The sequence below is a fragment of the Streptomyces sp. NPDC001231 genome (assembly GCF_042896885.1).
Classification (GTDB): domain Bacteria; phylum Actinomycetota; class Actinomycetes; order Streptomycetales; family Streptomycetaceae; genus Streptomyces.
Window position 1 is genome coordinate 1 of sequence record NZ_JBIAXS010000087.1, and the last position, 1,016, is coordinate 1,016.

General features: G+C 71.1%; 1 pseudogene. It reads right to left on the reverse strand.

Going from position 1 to position 1,016, the window contains the following annotated elements:
• Positions 1-1,016: pseudogene (locus ACFY3J_RS38875) on the reverse strand (alpha-1,4-glucan--maltose-1-phosphate maltosyltransferase); the annotation flags it as partial.

Below are 1,016 nucleotides of genomic sequence, written 5' to 3' on the forward strand. Positions count from 1 at the left end.
GCCCCAGGAGGGGGCGAGGGTGGCGGCCAGGACGGCGCGGACCTCGAAGGCGGGGCGGCCGCCGTGCTGGAGGTAGGCGTGCAGGATGTCGGGGGTGTTGGTGAACAGGTTCGGCCGCATCCAGGCCGCCGCCTCGCCGGACAGCTCGGTCAGGTACTCGGTGAGTTCCTGTTTGGTGTTGCGCCAGGTGAAGTAGGTGTAGGACTGCTGGAATCCGGTCTGGGCCAGGGTGTGCATCATCGCGGGCCGGGTGAACGCCTCGGCCAGGAAGATCACGTCGGGGTCGGTGGCGTTGACGGCGGCGATCACGCGTTCCCAGAACACCACGGGTTTGGTGTGCGGGTTGTCGACGCGGAAGATCCGCACCCCGTGGTCCATCCAGTGCCGCAGCACGCGCAGGGTCTCGTCGATCAGGCCGTCCATGTCGGCGTCGAAGGCGATGGGGTAGATGTCCTGGTACTTCTTGGGCGGGTTCTCGGCGTAGGCGATGGTGCCGTCGGGGCGGTGGTGGAACCACTGGGGGTGCTTGTGCACCCAGGGGTGGTCCGGGGAGCACTGGAGGGCGAAGTCCAGCGCGACCTCCAGGCCCAGCTCGCCGGCGCGGGTCACGAAGTGGTCGAAGTCGTCGATCGTGCCCAGGGCGGGGTGGACGCTGTCGTGGCCGCCCTCGGGGGAGCCGATGGCCCAGGGCACGCCGACGTCGTCGGGGCCGGCGTCCAGGGAGTTGTTGCGGCCCTTGCGGAAGGTGGTGCCGATGGGGTGCACGGGGGGCAGGTAGACGACGTCGAAGCCCATGGCGGCGATCGCGGGCAGGCGGCGGGCGGCGGTGCGGAAGGTGCCGTGCGGCTGCTCGGGGGTGCCCTCGGAGCGGGGGAAGAACTCGTACCAGGACCCGTACAGCGCGCGTTCCCGCTCGACGAGCAGGGCGAGCGGTGCGGAGGCGGTGACCAGGTCCCGCAGCGGATGCCGGGCCAGGACCGCGTCCACCTCCGGCGTCAACGCCGCCGCCAGCCTGG